Source organism: Candidatus Magnetobacterium casense, assembly GCF_000714715.1.
Lineage (GTDB): Bacteria > Nitrospirota > Thermodesulfovibrionia > Thermodesulfovibrionales > Magnetobacteriaceae > Magnetobacterium > Magnetobacterium casense.
In genome coordinates this window covers 148,097-166,281 of sequence record NZ_JMFO01000004.1, presented here as the reverse complement: position 1 = coordinate 166,281, position 18,185 = coordinate 148,097, and the positions used below count along the sequence as shown (strand labels likewise).

Annotated in this window: 15 protein-coding genes; 5 read left to right on the top strand and 10 right to left on the bottom strand. The window is 47.2% G+C overall.

Annotated elements, in window-relative coordinates:
- Nucleotides 1-48: 48 nt before the first annotated feature.
- Together Mcas_RS03675 and Mcas_RS03670 are read right to left on the bottom strand one after the other, a co-directional pair.
- Nucleotides 49-333 carry a hypothetical protein gene (locus tag Mcas_RS03675; protein ID WP_040334129.1) on the bottom strand — a complete coding sequence of 95 codons (285 nt, stop codon included), beginning with the start codon at nt 331-333 and terminating at the stop codon, nt 49-51.
- On the bottom strand, nt 326-1,012 hold the full coding sequence (locus Mcas_RS03670; RefSeq protein ID WP_156033090.1) for a hypothetical protein: 687 nt from the start codon (nt 1,010-1,012) through the stop codon (nt 326-328). Before Mcas_RS03670 ends, Mcas_RS03675 begins: the two co-directional genes overlap by 8 nt.
- 339 nt (nt 1,013-1,351) lie before the next feature.
- Here Mcas_RS03670 and Mcas_RS03665 point away from each other — a divergent pair, with 339 nt between their 5' ends.
- Both Mcas_RS03665 and Mcas_RS03660 read left to right on the top strand, forming a co-directional pair.
- Complete coding sequence (locus tag Mcas_RS03665) at nt 1,352-2,041, top strand: response regulator transcription factor (RefSeq protein ID WP_040334127.1); 690 nt, start codon at nt 1,352-1,354, stop codon at nt 2,039-2,041.
- Nucleotides 2,031-3,362, top strand: a complete 1,332-nt coding sequence (locus tag Mcas_RS03660; RefSeq protein WP_040334126.1) for a sensor histidine kinase — start codon at nt 2,031-2,033, stop codon at nt 3,360-3,362. Before Mcas_RS03665 ends, Mcas_RS03660 begins: the two co-directional genes overlap by 11 nt.
- Nucleotides 3,363-3,466: 104 nt before the next feature.
- On the opposite strand, the gene proC is transcribed toward Mcas_RS03660, so the two are convergent.
- From proC to Mcas_RS03635, 5 genes are all read right to left on the bottom strand, one after another.
- Nucleotides 3,467-4,261: a pyrroline-5-carboxylate reductase gene (gene proC / locus Mcas_RS03655; protein ID WP_040334125.1), complete on the bottom strand. Its 795-nt coding sequence runs from the start codon at nt 4,259-4,261 to the stop codon at nt 3,467-3,469.
- A gap of 135 nt (nt 4,262-4,396) precedes the next feature.
- A complete protein-coding gene (locus tag Mcas_RS03650) occupies nt 4,397-4,591 on the bottom strand; it encodes a hypothetical protein (RefSeq protein WP_156033087.1) in 195 nt (64 codons plus the stop codon).
- An 8-nt stretch (nt 4,592-4,599) separates the two neighbouring features.
- On the bottom strand, nt 4,600-5,826 hold the full coding sequence (locus Mcas_RS03645; RefSeq protein ID WP_040334123.1) for a glycosyltransferase: 1,227 nt from the start codon (nt 5,824-5,826) through the stop codon (nt 4,600-4,602).
- A gap of 27 nt (nt 5,827-5,853) precedes the next feature.
- Nucleotides 5,854-7,050 (bottom strand): glycosyltransferase family 4 protein, encoded by a 1,197-nt coding sequence (locus tag Mcas_RS03640; RefSeq protein WP_040334122.1) that lies wholly within the window; start codon nt 7,048-7,050, stop codon nt 5,854-5,856.
- Nucleotides 7,047-8,372: a sugar transferase gene (locus Mcas_RS03635; RefSeq protein ID WP_052566823.1), complete on the bottom strand. Its 1,326-nt coding sequence runs from the start codon at nt 8,370-8,372 to the stop codon at nt 7,047-7,049. Before Mcas_RS03635 ends, Mcas_RS03640 begins: the two co-directional genes overlap by 4 nt.
- Before the next feature lie 862 nt (nt 8,373-9,234).
- Between Mcas_RS03635 and Mcas_RS16205 the strand changes: the two genes are divergently transcribed.
- The 3 genes from Mcas_RS16205 (at nt 9,235) to Mcas_RS03615 (ending at nt 13,528) form a co-directional block, all read left to right on the top strand.
- Nucleotides 9,235-11,439, top strand: coding sequence for an FG-GAP-like repeat-containing protein (locus tag Mcas_RS16205; RefSeq protein WP_156033085.1), 2,205 nt, complete (start codon nt 9,235-9,237; stop codon nt 11,437-11,439).
- A gap of 266 nt (nt 11,440-11,705) precedes the next feature.
- Entirely contained in the window at nt 11,706-13,019 is a 1,314-nt protein-coding gene (locus tag Mcas_RS03620) for an AAA family ATPase (protein ID WP_040334121.1), read from the top strand.
- 35 nt (nt 13,020-13,054) lie between these two features.
- A complete protein-coding gene (locus Mcas_RS03615) occupies nt 13,055-13,528 on the top strand; it encodes a hypothetical protein (protein ID WP_156033083.1) in 474 nt (157 codons plus the stop codon).
- Nucleotides 13,529-13,592: 64 nt separating this feature from the next.
- Here the strand turns inward: Mcas_RS03615 and Mcas_RS03610 are convergent, their stop codons facing one another.
- The 3 genes from Mcas_RS03610 to Mcas_RS16200 all read right to left on the bottom strand — a co-directional run bounded on the left by Mcas_RS03610 (nt 13,593) and on the right by Mcas_RS16200 (nt 18,087).
- Complete coding sequence (locus tag Mcas_RS03610) at nt 13,593-15,623, bottom strand: glycosyltransferase (RefSeq protein WP_162176248.1); 2,031 nt, start codon at nt 15,621-15,623, stop codon at nt 13,593-13,595.
- Between the two features lie 165 nt (nt 15,624-15,788).
- Nucleotides 15,789-16,421 carry a response regulator transcription factor gene (locus Mcas_RS03605; RefSeq protein ID WP_040334118.1) on the bottom strand — a complete coding sequence of 211 codons (633 nt, stop codon included), beginning with the start codon at nt 16,419-16,421 and terminating at the stop codon, nt 15,789-15,791.
- The gene (locus Mcas_RS16200; protein WP_052566820.1) at nt 16,414-18,087 is read right to left on the bottom strand and encodes a PAS domain-containing sensor histidine kinase; all 1,674 of its coding nucleotides are present in this window, start codon (nt 18,085-18,087) and stop codon (nt 16,414-16,416) included. Before Mcas_RS16200 ends, Mcas_RS03605 begins: the two co-directional genes overlap by 8 nt.
- Between the last annotated feature and the right edge of the window lie 98 nt (nt 18,088-18,185).

Genomic DNA, 18,185 nt, shown 5'->3' with positions numbered 1-18,185 from the left:
AAACCGCTCCTTTGAAGATAGAATGTTAAAAACTCTATCACCCCAAACTTATTCTATTTCAGTTATAACCAAATTAGCATTTTTAGCCATCTCTTGAACATTTATCAGAGGAAGAATCAACGAGCCGATACCTCCATGCGCACAATTGGGTAAGGTTGCAATATCAACTGTATATAAAGAATCGGAAACTGAAAAAGCATCGGTATAATTAAGAATATTCGCTATATCTCCGTCACCTTCGCTCTCAAACTTTTGCAAAAGCTCTTCGTCAGACATTTTCATTAACCTATCAAAAACTGCTGCAATTGCCTTGTTTACTGCTTCGCTATTCATCCCCTATTTCCTCACATTTATGACAAGCGATGATATGTATACAATCCGTCACTCTAACAACACAACACCAAGGGTTGCCTGTAATCTTATTTCGATACGTTGAATATTGGGGAGATGGTAATCTGATTATTAATGCTTTAAACACTTTACCCAATTCTTTTTCTACATCTTTTACAGCCATATTATAAAGTCTTTCCTTTTGTGCCTTATTATTTTCATCAATACGTAGTTTTCTACATAAATTATGGATCAAATTTGTCATCTCTATTGTTTCCATATTCAAATATTCCGACTCGTCTGCCTTTATTTTCGCAATAATAACGCCGCACTCGGACATTTCAGCATTGCGGGTGCCCATTGAATTTTTATGAATATACCACTCTTTTGCAAGTTTAAGATATAGAGGCCCTTCGACCCAAAAATAGACCCCATTTCCAGCCAACCCACCACCTGAATTGAAGCCTGATCTAAGAATACGCTCACATATGCTAACAGTTGTTCCATGCGAACCAATGTAACATTTTATAGCCATTAATAACAAGCGATTAACGCTATTCCTACCTTTATTAATAAATTCCAAAAAACAGTAACATCTACTTAAGATTATACCATAATCTGTCATATTTACAATATCTATTTTTCTTGACTTCCCACCTACATCGGTTTCATCAACTTCCACTATACCACCTAAAGCATTTACTACAGGATCACACGTCATGGCTTCTCTAACTTCTATGTGGCAAGTGCCATGCCGATTGGTAGGATTTTAATCCCCGATTCTTTTAATTTGCAATATTAAGTTAAGTTTTAATATACATGCCATCGCACTAAGGCTAGTAAATTTAGGTGGTTCATATCTCATCGCTTACCTTCTTCCATCTGTCTTTATTATAGCATAGGTGGCTGTGGTTTGTTAAATGGATAATTCCGATAAAAAAATACCCCTTAACCATGTTCATTCCCTGTTATATCCCCCTTCTTTTCTATCTCTGATGCAATGTTGTAAAATAGTTCCGAGGTGGATGCTACGTTCAGACATAAGGTGCTGCTCATCGAGGATGAGGACAAGATAAGCGACATAATATCTACGTATCTGCTTAGGGAGGGCTACTCCGTGCTCAAGGGAGCCACCGGAGCTGAGGGACTGCGACAGATGAGCCAACGGCCCGACCTGATAATCCTTGACCTCAGACTGCCCGACATGGACGGTGAGGACCTCTGCCGGATGATACGAGCCGATTACGACATCCCAATTATCATGCTAACGGCAAAGACGCACGAGGACGACCGAGTCAGGGGGCTCCTTATGGGTGCCGATGACTATGTCCTGAAGCCCTTCAGTCCCAGGGAACTCATGGCTCGCGTCAAGGTCTGCCTCAGGAGGGCGGGCAAAAAACAACGCACTCTGAGCTTCAACAACGGCAAACTCGTCATCGACATGAGCACTCACGACGTCATAGTCAACGGCAAGGTCGTGATACTTACACCGACGGAGTTTAACATGCTCCTTGTCCTTGCCGGCAATCCCAACAAGGTGTTGACGCGCCCACAACTGACAAACGCCGTCCTTGGCTATGACTTCGACGGCTATGACAGGACCATAGATGCACACATGAAAAACATGCGACAGAAGCTGGGACAATCCGATTACGTCAAGACCGTCTACGGGGTCGGATACAGGTTTAACTGCGCACCCGATGAAGACTAAGATATTTCTCTCCTTTTTAACCGTGATCGTTGTTGCCGGTATTTCAAATGCCATTTTCAGATATTCAACCGTGAGGGACTTCGATAGTTACAGGACGGGCATAGAGGAGGCCAACGTTTACTGGCTGATAGCCTCCGTTGAGAGCAGCTATGAGGGTGGTGCTTTCAACCATGCCAGTCTGATGGAGGCCGTACACTGGGGGATGATGCTTGGTCTGGACGTGGTTGTGCTGGATGCCACCGGCAGGGACATAGTGGACTACACCCACGTGTTGCAGCACATGAGCCAGCCAATGAGGCAGAAAATGGCAGGCATCGTTGGCAGACATGAAGCGACCGAACCCGCCAGAGAGTATGATATCCTTGCGGAGGGCAAGAGGGTTGGCCGGGTGCGGTTTACGCCGCTTGTCAGGGCCGACATACGAGCAAGGGAGGAGGTATTCAAGGGGCGTGCAATGAGATTTATGCTTGCATCGTTTACGATAGTTGGAGCGGGGTCGTTGTTGCTGGCGCTACTTTTTAGCACGCTTTTGTCGTTGCCGCTGAAGAGGCTCAGGGAGGCTGCCGCAAGGATCGCCGGTGGGGACTTTGGTGTAAGGATTTCACATGGGGGCAGGGATGAGGTAGGCTTCCTCACGGAGTCCTTTAATCACATGGCCGAACAACTCAAGCGTAACGCCGAACTCAGAAAACGCCTCATGGCTGATATTACGCACCAACTGAGAACCCCCCTGACCATCATCAAGGCAAATGCGGAGGCAGTCCTTGACGGTGTGGTTGAGCACTCGGGAGCAACACAGAACATCATGGCCGAGGCGGAGAGATTGATGTGTCTCATCAAGGGCATTGAAGACCTCACAAACGCCGAGGCCACATTCTTTAAGCCTCGCAACTACAGCGAAATTAACCTGACGTATTTTTTGTCCGAGGCCCTTGAGCGATACAGGCAGGTTGCGCTCAATAAGTCTCTTGCTCTTTCGCTACATGGTTCAGACGTGATTGTCAGCGTCGATGGTGAGATATTGCAGTCAATCCTTGACAACCTGCTCTCCAACGCCATCAGATACACAAACGCAGGCAGCATTGTTATTGAGTATGGAGGGGATACCGCCGCCGTGTGGATCAAGGTATCTGACACCGGTATAGGTATACCCGCCGAAGAACTACCCCTTGTCTTTGAGCGTTTCTACAAGGGCAGACACTCCGGCGGTATGGGCATAGGGTTGGCCATCGTGCATGAGCTGGTTGGCATAATCGGCGCACAGGTTACAATCAAAAGCATTCCAGGCCAAGGAACAGAGGTGATGTTGACAATTCCGTAAAAATTACAAACTTTCATCTTTACTTCCCCGTTCATAAGGTGTTTTGAAAAGTAAAAATCGTTTTTCCTGATACACTCTTTTATCCATATGAGATCAAGCACATTTTAACAGCCAAGTTTCTTGCCCAGCTCAACACTCCTCTGACGTGCGGCGACGAGGGTCTGCGTGACGATACCTTTAACGTTGCTGTTGTTTAGCACATTCAGGCCAGCCTCGGTGGTGCCTCCGGGTGAGGCCACCATCTTTACGAGAGCCGCCGGGGGGATTCCGGAGCCAAGGAGCTTTGCCGTACCAACCAACGTCTGGATTACCAGCATCAAGGCGGTATCACGCCCAAGACCAAGCCCCTCTCCGGCGTCGATCATCGCATCCACAAAATACGCAATAAAGGCCGGTCCGCTGCCCGAAACAGCCGTCACTGCATCCATAAAACTCTCCGGCAGAACCAGAGTCTTGCCTATGCAATCAAGTATCTCCGTGGCCTGACTGAGAACACCCTCTGCCACACCTTCGCCCACCGATACGACCGACATCCCCTCCTGCTCAAGGGCAGGGGTGTTGGGCATCACACGGATTACGCTTGCACCACGGAAGACCTTCTCCAGGTACGACAGATTGATCCCCGCCATGATCGATATAATCACCTTGTCGGTGAAATCAACAGTCCGTGTTTCACCGGCAAGGGCGGCGAGGGTCTGTGGCTTGATGGCCACAATAACCACGTCGCAGGCGCTTATGAGTTCCAGGTTGTCGTCGATTGTGTTAATGCCGTATAGCTGTGTAAGCTGCTGCCTCCTGTCTTGCCTCGGTTCAGAGACAAGAATGTCCTTCATACCCTTTGCCAGCATTCCCTTGAGCATGGCCTCGGCCATGTTGCCACCACCTATAAATCCTATCATAAAACTGTTCCTCCTTGATCATATGCAACAGGGCTTGTACACGAAATCGTACCGTTACTGCCTGATACCATGCCTGTTACGGTATAAGTCGTGGACTTTGGTGTTGGCGTTACAAATGCCCACGATGTTTACTTGTTAGTACCTTGCACGGTTATTACTGCCCGAACTTCCATGTATTTCCATTCTTTCCGTAAATTTTGATTGATTGTCTTTGGTTTCTTCCTTCTCCCTTAGTAAATCTTCAAGTATCTGAAATTCGGCGTCAAGTCCATGCCACGCCCTCTTAAATTCAGAATTCTTCATCTTTTCCTGTATGTCTTCCTGCAGCATTCTACCTCTCATTGCCTGATAATGCCTGCCAACACCTTGGCGCTGTGGTCTGAGGAGCTGTCCTGTGCCAGGGAGTTGCAGTTCTGCCTTATTGTTTCGATCTCCTGGGTTGTCATGGATAGCAACCTATTGACGCAAAGACGCAACGACCGCGGGTCGGAGGTCTTAAACACCAGCCCGACGCGATACCTCTCAACGCAGGCCCTTATGGATGGCCTGTCACTAGCGATAATTGGCCGCTTAAGGCTGCATGCCGTCCACAGAACGCTTGGCCAATCAAGAAACTCCTCCTTGTAGGATATGACCGCGACATCGGCTGCAAAGAAGTACAACCGCTTGACCTCTTCGCTGACCCACTCGTTGACAATCCGATAACGCTCACCAACCCCAAGCCTCCGGACCAGGGAGACGATCCGCTTATGCCTGTCAGGTGGTACAAAGCCAACCTGAAGCACGCAGATATCGGGCGGCATATCCACAAGGGCCTCAATAACTGTCTCGGGGTCTCTGCCCTGATGCACGACGCCAAACAACAGCAGTATGGGCTTTGCCGCGGGCAATCCAAACACCTTGCGCGCATCGGCCTGCGACACCTCGACCTCTGCCGGGTTGTATCCCCAGGGGATCAGGTGGACACGCCCCGACAACACTCCCCCTAGAAAGCCGCTCCAGGCCTCAACGGTCAACTCGTCATGCCCCACGATTATAAACCTGTTGCGCAACATCGCCAGGCTGTAAAGGGGCCGCCACAGAATGAGATTCTGCAGGCGTCGATACGTGTCCATTGAGCGGGGATAACCATGTGCAAACCTGCCCTTCATGGCGTAAAAAGGCGTCATCATTATCAGTATCCAGTTGGTTTTTTTCAGGAACAAGGCAAACAAAAACGGCAAAAATATGTATGGGTCGCCGTTTAAGAGATAATAGAAGTCATACTTGTGTTGCCTGACTATGCGTATGGCAGACACAATGCAAACTACCTGGTATATGAGGTGCTTTGCGTAATAAAAGACCTTAAAGGCGCTCAATGCCGCTATCACGGATAACAACCATGAGCCGGCCCTTATGACGGTGTACTGTTTTACGCCCGGGGGCAGCCCCCCATCGAGCAACCCCTGAAACGTCAACAGCGCCACCTCCACGCCCGCCCTGGTCAGAGATGCGATTTCGTTGCGTGTCCTGTCGGAATAATGTCCCGTCTCGTGCGCCCTGGGACAGATGTACAGGATAGACATTTTAGTATCCTCTGACAAGTAATCCGCTCACGTTATGCCGTGTAAGATGTCGATAAGCCCTTTGGTCGTTTTCTCCCAGAGGTACCGATCCAGTACCAGCGCCCTGGCGTTTGCCCCAATACGCTTCACCCTGGGGGCATCAGACCATAGCTCTACTACCTTGTCGGCAAACTGCTTAGGCTCATCCGCTATGACAAAGTGTTCGCCGTCTATGCCGTCAATACCACCGGCTCCGCTTGAGGTCGTCACGACACACTTGCCCAAGGCCATTGCCTCCAGTATCTTGTTCTTTATCCCTGAACCGGATATCATCGGCGCTATGAACATCCTGGAGCGGACAATCATTTCGTAGGGGTCATCGACGAAGCCCGTTACAACAACCCCCCTTGAGGCGGTCAGTGCCCGTACCTCCGGGGTCGGGCGGGAGCCTATGATATGGAACTCTGCGTTGTCGAGTTTTTCTCTGATTGTCGGCCATATTTCTTTGACAAAGTACACGACGGCATCTATGTTGGGGCTGTAGTCCATTTTTCCCAGAAATGTCAGGGTATCCAATGGTGGCGCTGCGGTTGGCCGGCTGCCGTAATCAATGATTTCCTGTGCTACGCCGTTGGATATGGTGATGACGTTGGTCTGGCCGGAGAGCTTCCTGATGTGTTCCGAATCACTGTCGGAGGTCATAAAGCAATAGTTAAAGCGTCCCGGTAGTTTGCGTTCGTATGAGACTACCCGATCCCTTTCCACGAGGTATATAAGCCTCCAGAGGAAGTTGCTGCCGAGCTTGTTGTCCTGCATGTAGCTCAGGGACATGGAGTCAACGCAGTCAACCACGCACGGGATATCGACGTTGCGGACATAGTCTGTAGTCCTGATGTGACTGCAAAATATGAGGTCGTACTTATTTTGCCGTATGAGTGAGTTGATCTTGTCCTGTGCCTGTCTGAAGTAGTAGTAGCCCACCTGGAGCGGTCTTTGATCGACCAGTGCCCTGAGGGCATTGAGGTAGCTGGTATGTTTGTAGTGTCTGTAGATGTGGACGTTGTTAAAGTGTTGTTTATAGGCATTGAGGTGCCTGTCCTGGATGTCGTATTCGGTCAGGCTAAAGACGTCCGTGGTGAAGTGTTGGGCGATCACCTTTGATACGTTATACATCCGGATCAATCCACCCGATACCGGCGGATACGGAAAGCGTGAGGCAAGGTACAGAACCTTTTTCTTATTCATATCAGGCCACCTTTTTCTTCCCCAAACACGACCACTCTGATCGTTCGGAGGATTATTTGTATGTCAAAAATCAGGGAAAAGTTCTTTATGTAGTATATGTCATATTCGAGTTTTTTTGCAGCGTCCTCGATAGAGGCACCGTACTTGTAGTTGATCTGCGCCCATCCCGTGAGGCCAGGTTTTACGATGTGTCTGAAGCTGTAGTATGGGATTTGCTCCTGTAGTTGGCTGATAAAGGCGGGTCTCTCCGGTCGCGGTCCGACAAAGGACATCTCCCCCTTGAGGATGTTAAACAGTTGAGGCAGCTCATCAATGCGCAATCGCCTGATGACCCTTCCCACCCTTGTGATTCTTGGGTCGGCGTCAGCAGCCCAGGTGGGGCCGTTTTTTTCGGCGTCCCTGACCATGGAGCGAAACTTGCGCAGTCTGAAAGTTTCCTCATTCTGCCCCACCCGCGTTTGCATGTACAGGGCCGGCCCGCTGGATTCAAGCCTGATTATCAGTGTCATCAGCAGCATAAACGGCGCCAGCAGGATTATAAACGTCACCGACAGCAAGATATCGATGAGCCTCTTTGCCCTTATGTAGAAGTCATTGTGGATGACCGTAAAGCCGCGCGAGTACAAAAACCACCTGTCCTCCAGAAAGTAAATAGGCACCCGCTCCAGGACGTCCTCGTAGAAGTCGGACATTTCCCTGACCACCATGCCCTTCATGCGACATTCCAGCAGGTGTTGAAACAGCAGGGGGGGAATCCTGGGTGAGTCAACAAACACGATCACTGGTGACTCTGCGCGCTTAAGCCCCTTGCACGTAAGCTTCTTGTCCAGCTTGCCGCCATAAAACACGGTCTTGTCTATTTTGACCTTGTCTGATTTATCAAGGCTCTTTGACACCTTTCTTATAAACTCCTCGGGGCCGTACAAGACGACACGAACGGGTTTGTTGATCTTGTGCCGTATATTATACATCAAAAGACGCGACGTGGACGTGAATAAAAATATCCCGGCAGTCTGCATTGCCAGCAGTCCCCTGCCTATAAAGAATTTGTAAAACACGAAGGAAAAGAGCATTATTCCTATGGCGGCACATACCACCCCCAGCAGCAGTCTCATGATGAGCTTCTTGCGAAAAGACAAGTCATAGAGGTCAAAGATATAGAATGCCGTAAATATTGTCACTACCCACAGGGTCATGTCGTTGATAGTCTGTGACAGTACAAGCTCTTTGTGTCTCAACAGGTGGGCGATAAATATGGATACGTATATAGAGACGACATCAAAAAACGGGATCAACGCCTTTTGTAACCGATAATTTGTCAACTACGCTATAATCTCCTGTGGTCGTCTCTTATGGAGTTCACTCACTTGCCATCGCATATATCCATTGTCTGAAATTATTATACCACATCCAAAGGAAAGAAGGGGGTGACTTCGCTTCTCGATTATCCCCTTGACCCCATAAAGGTGCTGCGTATTTTGAATTTAACCAAATCTAAATCTGCTATACAAATGTTGCAAAACATGTTGCCTGTAGGATATTATAAAATCATGGAGGTATCACATAAACGGCTCAATATTTATGAGACAGAGTATGGCAAGAAACCATCGGGCATATGATATCAAGAAGACCTTAATTTATTGGAATGAATTTATAAACAGGATCGCCGTTAACGCTTATTGTGATAGTTTGTCCATCGACAAAGCTAACAGCTAAAATGATAAGCAAGGTTAGGGTTATTATGTTCTTGCTGCATCTTAAATATCGTATAAGCATATAACAAACTCCCTTCCCTCATGATCTATTATAACATAATCTTATTGTACCAGATATAGGAATAATGTCCTATGACTAGTATCATAAGTCACAAAAAAATAATATTTAATGTACTGACATATTGTGTCATCTACTTACGAAACGTGTCACACTTGCATCCGCATCTTTAATACAAATACGTCTGTTTCGCTTGTAGTTATAACGGGCACGTTAAATGCACCGATACAGCGAACGGTTTGTTATAGTTCATCCCACGCCCGGCAGTAAGTTACGCTGGTATTTATCTGATATACTGCCGAATTTAGACATTTACATTGCATCATGAGTATAATGGCATTGGTATCTGTTTCATGTAACAGAGTTTGCTGTTGGGCAGAACCATATAACGTTTAATTGGAGGAAGAAACAATGTTGTTTCGAAGTAACAGTCAAACCGGGAAGAGGTATCTCCACTGTCACAAAAAGCTCAGTGCGAGGGTGTTGTTAATGTTGATGATGTTTGTAGTAATAGGAGCCTTGTGTCTCAGTGGCTTTACAGTTAATGCCTCTGCTGCCGTGACCATGTTAGCAAGCAATATCTCAGGCGATGTTACTCCCCCTGCTGCAATAGTTACAACCCCAACACCGACACCGACACCAACGTCAAGACCGACGCCGACACCGACACCGACACCGACACCGACACCGACGTCAAGACCGACACCAACGCCAACCGTCACACCGACGCCAACTGTCACCCCAACGCCGACGTTAAGGCCGACACCGACGCCGACTGTCACCCCAACGCCGACGTCAAGACCAACGCCGACGCCAACCCCGACGCCAACATCGACGACCTATACCTTTGTAACCAAATGGGGGAGCTATGGCCCGGACAACGGACAGTTTTACTTGCCCACCGGGGTTGCTGTTGACAGCGCCGGGCATGTGTATGTGGCTGATCCCGTAGGCCATTGCGTCCATAAGTTTGATTCAAACGGTAATTTTATAACCAAGTGGGGAAGCATAGGTACAGGGGATGGACAGTTTACCGGAATATCTCCCTTGAAGGTGGCCGTGGACAGCGCCGGAAATGTATATACGGCTGATAACGGCAATGGTCGCGTCCAGAAGTTTGATTCAAACGGCAACTTTATAGCCCAAATGGGTAAAGGACTGATGAGTAATGTTCAGGGAGTTGCAGTGGACGGCTCCGGAAACGTATATGTCTCCGATTCCGGAAACTTTTGTATACATAAGTTTGATGCTGGTGGTAACTATATAACCAAGTGGGGGAGTGCCGGGTACGGCGCCGGGCAGCTTGGTCAGCCCATGGAAGTGGCCGTAGATAAGTCTGGAAATGTATATGTGGCAGATTCCGGGATTGCAAGTTATAATGCGCGCATTCAGAAGTTTGATCCAAACGGCAACTTCATAAGCCAGATAGGGGATGCTGGTTCTGCCGACGGGCAGTTTACCGCCGTTGTTGGCGTGACGGTTGACGCTGCCGGAAACATATATGCTATTGACTCCTTGGCCAATAGAGCGCAGAAGTTTGATGCAAATGGTAACTTTATAACCAAGTGGGGAACCCAGGGGTCAGGAGACGGACAGTTTTCTGGACCACAGGGAGTTGCGGTGAACAGCTCCGGAAGTGTATACGTTGCCGATACGGGTAATTATCGCGTAGAAAAGTTTGCTCCTCCGTCAACCCCGACGCCAACTCTGCACGTTAAAAATGATTTCGATGGCGATGGCAAGGCCGATATATTGTTACAAAACACCGCTCTGGGGGATGTCGGCATCTGGTTTATGAATGGGACTACGATAAGTTCCGGCAAGTATGTGACCATGAATCTGCCATCAAATTGGGTGCTTAGAGGTAAGCCGGACATCAACGGTGATGGCAAGGCTGATATGCTCTGGCAAGACACCAACACGGGCGATGTTGTTGTCTGGATAATGGATGGTGCTACCATATCATCAGGGGGCTATGTTTTTCATGCTCTGCCTTCACAGTGGAAGTTTATAGGAGTGGGAGACTTTGACGGCGATGGCAAGGACGATATATTGTTGCAAAATAACGCCCTGGGGGATGTCGGCATCTGGTTTATGAATGGGGCCACGATAAGTTCCGGCAAGTATGTGACCATGAATCTGCCGTCAAATTGGGTGTTAAAAGGCATAGCCGACCTCAACAGTGACGCCAAAAGTGATATGCTCTGGCAAGATTCCAACACCGGTGATGTCTTTGTCTGGTTAATGAACGGTGCGACCATATCTTACGGTAACTTTATCACGCTTGCCCTGCCCTCAGAGTGGCGCATTATGGCAGCAGGGGACTTTAAAGGCGATGGCAAGGCAGAAGCATTGCTGTACAATATATCCACCGGCGATGTTGTTCTCTGGTTTATCGATTCAACGGTAATAACATCAGGGGCATATGTAACTCATAATCTGCCGCTAAACTGGATATTCAGAGGCATAGAGGACCTCAACGGCGATGGCAAGCTCGATATAATCTGGCAAGACACCAACACTAATGATGTTGTTGCCTGGATGATGGATAGCAATAACATATCATCCGGTGGACTTATTATGCATGGCCTGCCCTCACAGTGGCAGATCAAATAAGCCCTAAGCGATGAGGGCAACAAGGCACGATTGAGTGATTGAAGAGGGGCCGGCCGCAGAACTGATTGTGTGTCGGCCCTTCTGCTTATAGAGGATTTTTATGACTTTCAAAAATAGAGTGGTGAACTATTACTTCAGATGTAATTTTAGAGCCTGATGTAGCCTTACTCTTTCAAAAAGAATAAATTCAATCTGTGACAATGATACCTCTGATGTGGTATAGTATAAAGTATAATTAATACTGTTAAGTCAGGAGGTTTATTTTTATGATAGTTCTGTATGTTGAGAATTTCAGAGGGTTTACAAAGCAGTATATACCGTTGAAGGACGTGAACTTTTTCCTCGGAGAAAACAGCACAGGAAAAACCTCCATACTAGCCTTGATTAAGCTTTTTTTTTCACCTGATTTTTGGCTTAATAAAGACTTTAATGCTGAAGAATACCAGTTTGGTAACTACGGAGACATTGCAAGTGTTAACGCCAAAGGCATTGATTATTTTCGGGTAGGCTTCATATCTTGCTCAGAACGACAGTCAGAAGGTGAAGTGCCTAAATCTGATATTTTTTTAATGGAGTTTCGTGAGGAAGATGGAATCCCGGTAATTTATAAGTATTGTTGCATACAAGGCCTGAATGTTTTCCAATCTCTTTTTGCTAACAAAACAATTAAATACTGGATTAGCAAAATTGAATATGGTAAAAAACCACTTAAAGCAATCAAGCAGACTTTTGAGTCGTGGTTGGTATCAGACCTCAATGAAGCAAACTTTAAAAAGTTAAAAAAACCTCCCTCTGGTTATAAAGAGATGCCTGATGGCATTTTAATGAGCAACATGCTCAGTGGGCTTATGAAGAAAGATAAATATTTACAATATAATTTAAACGGATTTGATTTTGTTAAAGAGGTTGTATGGATTGCACCTCTGAGAAGCAAACCAAAGAAAACTTACGATCAAATTAATTTTGTCTTTTCTTCTGAAGGTGAACATACGCCATTTTTGATAAGAAAAATACTTAAAGACAAAAATAGCGAACTGTCTCAAAAATTTCTAAAATCTCTTAAAGAATATGGAGAAGAAAGTGGTTTGTTTAAGGATATTGAGATAAACAGTTTCGGAGAGCATCCTGCTTCTCCATTTGAACTCAAGATTGTAACTGAAGATAAATCGCTAAACGTTTGCAACGTAGGTTACGGTGTAAATCAATCCTTGCCAGTTTTAGTGGAGCTATTTGCACGCCCCAAAAATATCTGGTATGCAATCCAGCAGCCGGAGGTTCATCTTCACCCTCGTGCGCAGGCAGCGCTTGGCGATGTTTTTTTTAACGTTGCTCTAAAAGAAAAGAAACGGTTTTTTATTGAAACCCACAGTGATTTTATCGTTGACCGTTTTCGCCTTAATGTCAACAAAAACAAGGATTGCGGCATAGAATCGCAAGTAATTTTCTTTGAGCAAAAAAATGGCGTCAATACTGCACAGTCAATAGAAATTCTGCCTGACGGTAAGTATCAGGAAGGTATGCCGGAATCATTTTACAGCTTCTTCATCAAGGAAGACCTTTCAATACTGAGGCTACAATAATGTGCATCGTGATTGACACAAATTGCATCAGTCGTGTGTTTGATACAGATAATGTTGAACACCATGAGTTTGAGCCTGTCTTTGAATGGATCACAAGAGGTAAGGGGAAGATTGTTTATGGAGGTTCAACATACGCGAAAGAATTGGAAGAGATGAAAACCAGGCGGAATGTTCTAAAATCATTTGATAAGGCCCGTAAGATTGTCTACATCAACGATGTTACTGTTGACGACAAGGAAGAGGAGTACAAGGCCCACGTTAACAACAGGGATTTTGATGATCCGCACATTGTTGCCATTATTGCCGTAAGTGGCGTAAAATTAGTGTGTACAAATGACGATCGTTCCATCCCATTTCTGAAAAACAAAAAATTCTACCCGAAAGGAAAATCCCCCAAGATTTACACCTCAAAGAAGAACGCCAACCTCCTCTGCGACAACAACATTGCCAAGTGTTGCAAGCCTGCCAACAGACTTAACAAAACCATGTGGGAGCTTTTAACTAAATAACGGAGCATAAATGTTTAGAACATCAGGGTTAAGAATAATGGGGTCAAGGGGGGCAGGTACGTAATCACACGTCATAGAGGATGACGCTCCAGATCGGCTCGCTGAGGTTGTAGAGGGGGAGGATTGTTGTTGTTGCCTCAAGGTGCCTGATGGCGTCGTATATCTTACGCCCGGAGTACTCGGCTGCTATTACGATCACGTTGGGCTTGAGGGATTCAATGTCCTCGTACCTGTAGATGGGAAATCGGCCAATCTGGTCACCCTTGATATCCCTGTCCACGATTCCGATCACGTCTAACTCGCTGTGTCGGTTAAACAGTGCGATCACGTTGTCGGCCATGGTGCCTCGTCCACCGTAGATCAGCACACGCTGACCCGCCATGACCATGTTGCCAATTGCACGTTCCAGGCAGACGATGTACGGAGGTGGAAAGTCCGCCTTAAAGGCGCTGTCTATCCCCATGTCGTTTACAATCAGTCCGCTGTAAAAGCACGGCAATGCAGCAAAGGCGCCGACGTCGTTTGATACAAATGCGGCAGCAACGGCCTTTATGTATCCTGCGGGGATTATCAGGTTGATCAGGGGGATGATATAGTCACCGTCGTCGATGACGGGCATGACGCTACGGATATAGTCTATGAGCCGGGGATCGGTGCGGCGTATGTTGACCTTTTCGTTTAGCATCACGCCGGTGATGTTTTCCTTCTTGCGCTGCAGGGGATTGTGATGCAGGCAGGCAAGTTGCAAAAACGTCCTGACCGCAGTGATTGCCGTCTGAGCAGGATGGATATCGCCACTGAGCAGGCTGTAGTTTATGTCGTAACACTCCAGGGTGACGGGGACAAGATGAAAGGCCGTCTGTTCACTATCGGCGGCGTCTGCTTGTGACAATTGGCGCAGGAGCGACGTTGCCATATCGTTGTGGTCGTACCGGATGGTTTTGATGGCGGCTCTGGTGCTGCGGTGTGTCCTGGGTCGTGACTGCTTAAGGGGCAAGCTGCCAATGAGCGTTTCGAGGCGATTGCGGATCGTGTGGGTAGCGTGTGCAATATCGTAGATGCGGTTGGACATCTCTTGCCTGATGCGGTCGTGCGTGAGGAAGTAGAGTATCTTGTCGTTTAACTCCTCCAGGGTGCTGAAGTAGGCAATCCCCGCATCATCGGGGAACAATCCAGCCAGTTCGGGATTTTGGTTGACGAGCTGGAAGGCGCCACACCCTGCCGCCTCAAAGTGGCGCAGTTTGGTCTGGTAGCTCAGGATGTCCTCATCGCCATCGCCGGAGAAACCGAAATTGAGGACTATCTTTGCCCGATTGTAGGCCTCGGCCATCTGAGCGCTTGAAAGGATGCCACCGTAGCATTGTCTGAGTACCGGATGCCTGTCCCACCCCGGGCCAAAGACCGTAAGGCTGTAGCCATGAGTCTTGCTATGTCTGTACACGCTCTCAAGTACCCTTTGTCTGAGGCGTCCGTCCCGTAGGTATATCTGAGGGGGGTGGGCCACCCCCGGCACAAAGAAGTCCCGGCTGACCAGGTTTTCGCCAACGTACAGGACGTCGTAGAGTTTATCTGCCCCGTCTATGCGGTTAAAGAACAGGGGGTTAAAACTCCAGGGCATAAAGATGAAGTTATCCCCCCTGCCCTCTGCCTGTCGTCGTTTGAGGGCGTTGAGCGAATGCGTGCCCACCACGTCAAAGCGGTGGTCGTAGGGGGTGTTTTGTTTGTACCACAGTTCCGGTTCATCGTCGGCGTAGAAGGCCGCTATCGGGATGCCTCCGCCCCTGACCAGGTCAAAGAACCTGTCTGAAAAATCGGAGTTTATTGCATCGGGGTAGAAAAACATGCAGTCGTAGTGTCTTTGCCTCAGCACCCTGAGGATATAGAACTCGTGGTAGCCGTTTTTGTAGGCGTTGAGCATCGGGGTGACGTCTATAAATGTTGCATCGTACATCCGCCCTACCGTCTCGACCCAGTTGTCCCTGACATACCGGATAGAGAGCGCCCCAACCATCAGAATAGAAAGGGGGATATCTGTCTCTGAAGTGATGTCAGTAGTATCCTCTTTATAGTTCATGGTAACTATACTGTTACGCATCCTGGATTCCTGGTCAAGCCAGGAATGACACAATTGGAAAACGGCTATAACTGTCATTCCTGCGAAAGCAGGAATCCATGTCTTTAAGCCATGATGTTAATTTTACCATGCTTTTTAAAGAGGATACCGTCAGTGCGCTGCAATGGAGCAATATCAGAATCAGTGTCATATCAGTTTATTTTTTATGGCATATTTTATCAATTCCGTCTTTGTCTTGAGCTTCATCTTGTTCTTGATCCTGTCTTTATAGGTGGAGACGGTCTTGAGATTGATACCGAGTTCGGTGCCGATATCTTTGAGTAGCATCCCGGAGGCCAGCATCAACATCACCTGATACTCCCGCTCTGAGAGCACTTCATGGGGCAGTTTTTCCTGCTGAAACCTGTCAACGTGCCTGGCCAGCTTCTGTGCCATAGCCGGGGTAATGTACTTGTTGCCTGAGGCCACGGCCCGTATAGCATCAACCAACTCATCTGCCACCGCTGATTTGTTTATGTAACCGGCAGCACCGTTTTCAAAGGCACGTATGGCAAACTTATCATCAGGAAGCATGCTTAGTATTATTATCTGAAGTCTTGGGTTACCGGCCTTTAAAGCCTCAAGAAGGTCAAAGCCGCTACCGTCAGGCAGTGATATATCCAGGATAACAACCTCACAATCAACCTTGCCTATAAGCTCCATACACTCGGAAACACTACCGGCCTGGGCAACTATGCTCATGTCGCTTTGCGTAGATAGAATATTCTCAATCCCCTTTAACACAACAGGGTGATCATCTACTGCCATAATCTTAATCATAAACCTGAACTCCTTTGGGTATAGAGACCGTTACCTGGGTACCAACACCCTTTTCTCCTTTTATGCTTATCTCTGCCCCTATCATCAGCGCCCTTTCTTTCATTCCCATAATGCCAAATGAACCTGTCTCCGATAACTCGGACTCATTTATACCATCGCCATCATCTATTACCGACAATCTCAAGCATATATCATTAGCATCTATTATAACAAAAATCTTGGAGGCATTTGCATGGCGCATAACATTTGTCAGGGACTCCTGAAATATCCTAAACAGCGCTATCTCTCTGTCACCGTCCAGCTTTATATCCCCCTTGTTACAACACAGCTCAAAGGCAATTCCACTGCGTTGTTGAAAGTCTTCCAGATAAGACCTGATTGCCTGCAGCAGCCCCAGCTTATCCAGCTCCATTGGCCTCAGATTCGTGACTATCCGGCGTATGCTGCCAAAGACCGCATCTATGGAGGACGATATCGACAACAGCTTATCAATGGCAGTGCCGTCATGCCTTGATGCCGTCATCTGTGCTATCAGCAAAGACACGTCGATCTTTAAGCCGGTCAGTATCTGTCCCAGGTCATCGTGGATGTCACGAGCGAGGATGACTCGTTCCTCCTCTCGTGAGGAAATCATCCTCGATGTGAGCATATGCAGCTTCTGCTCTGTCTCTATGCGACTGAGTATCTCGGCCTTAAGGCGGTTTTCCATATCCTTGCGGTTGGTTATGTCACGTGCCACTACGACGACCGTCTTGACCTTACCGCTGTCGTCATATTCAGGGAATAATCGCCAGTTAAAAAAGTGTTTGCCACTGGGGCTTTCAAGCTCAAATTCGAACTCCTGCGGTTGACCTGTTTCAAAGACCTTTTGTGCATATTCCTCACGGAGTCTGGTCTTGTCATCAGGGAATCCAAAAATCCGAAATGTCTTTCCGATGACATTGCTGGGCTTTATTGGCCAATATAAGCTAATTGCAGGGTTTATGTACAGGTATTCGCCATTTGAATTAACGCGTGCTATGATATCGTTGCTGTTTTCTGCCAGGGTGCGATACTTCTCTTCGCTCTCACGCAGGGAGTTTTCAAATTGCTTACGATCTGTGATCTCCCGGCTTATTCCCAATATTCCGATAAAGTTTCTTGCACTGTCAAATACTGGTGCCTTTATGGTGTCGAAGTATATGACGCCTTCCTGGGTGGTCATTTTTTGCTCACAACGATACAAGCTATGTAAACATATAACCTCATCGTCACTCTCTCTTATCGTCTCAGCAAATGATGGCGGGAAAAATTCATCAGGGCTTTTGCCTATTAAAAAATCCCTGGCAAGCCCCATGAACTCCTCGTATGCCCTGTTAACAAGGATTAAACGTCTGTCTTTATCCTTAAAGTGAATTATATCAGGTATGGCGTTAATCAACGCATCTAACTGTGCGTTGGCTGCCAACAAACTTTTCTCGATACACTCCCGCTTTGCTATCTCTTTATTTAAGGGGGTGGATATCCTGTTCACTATCCATAATGTCACCATTGTCGTCAGAAATAAATCTATTGCCAGCTCACGGTATTCACTATGCGGTTTGATATTTCTGACGCCCATCAGGACTAAAACTACCAGCGAGATAACCCCAAATATCTCTAAGAAAAATATAGTTTTTCTTGTCATCTTTTTTCAGTATCACATCTTACGTCTTAATCACTCCCATTCCTAACGATTTAATCTATCATAGTCTTGATATTTTTTGCAAATACCTCCAAGAATTT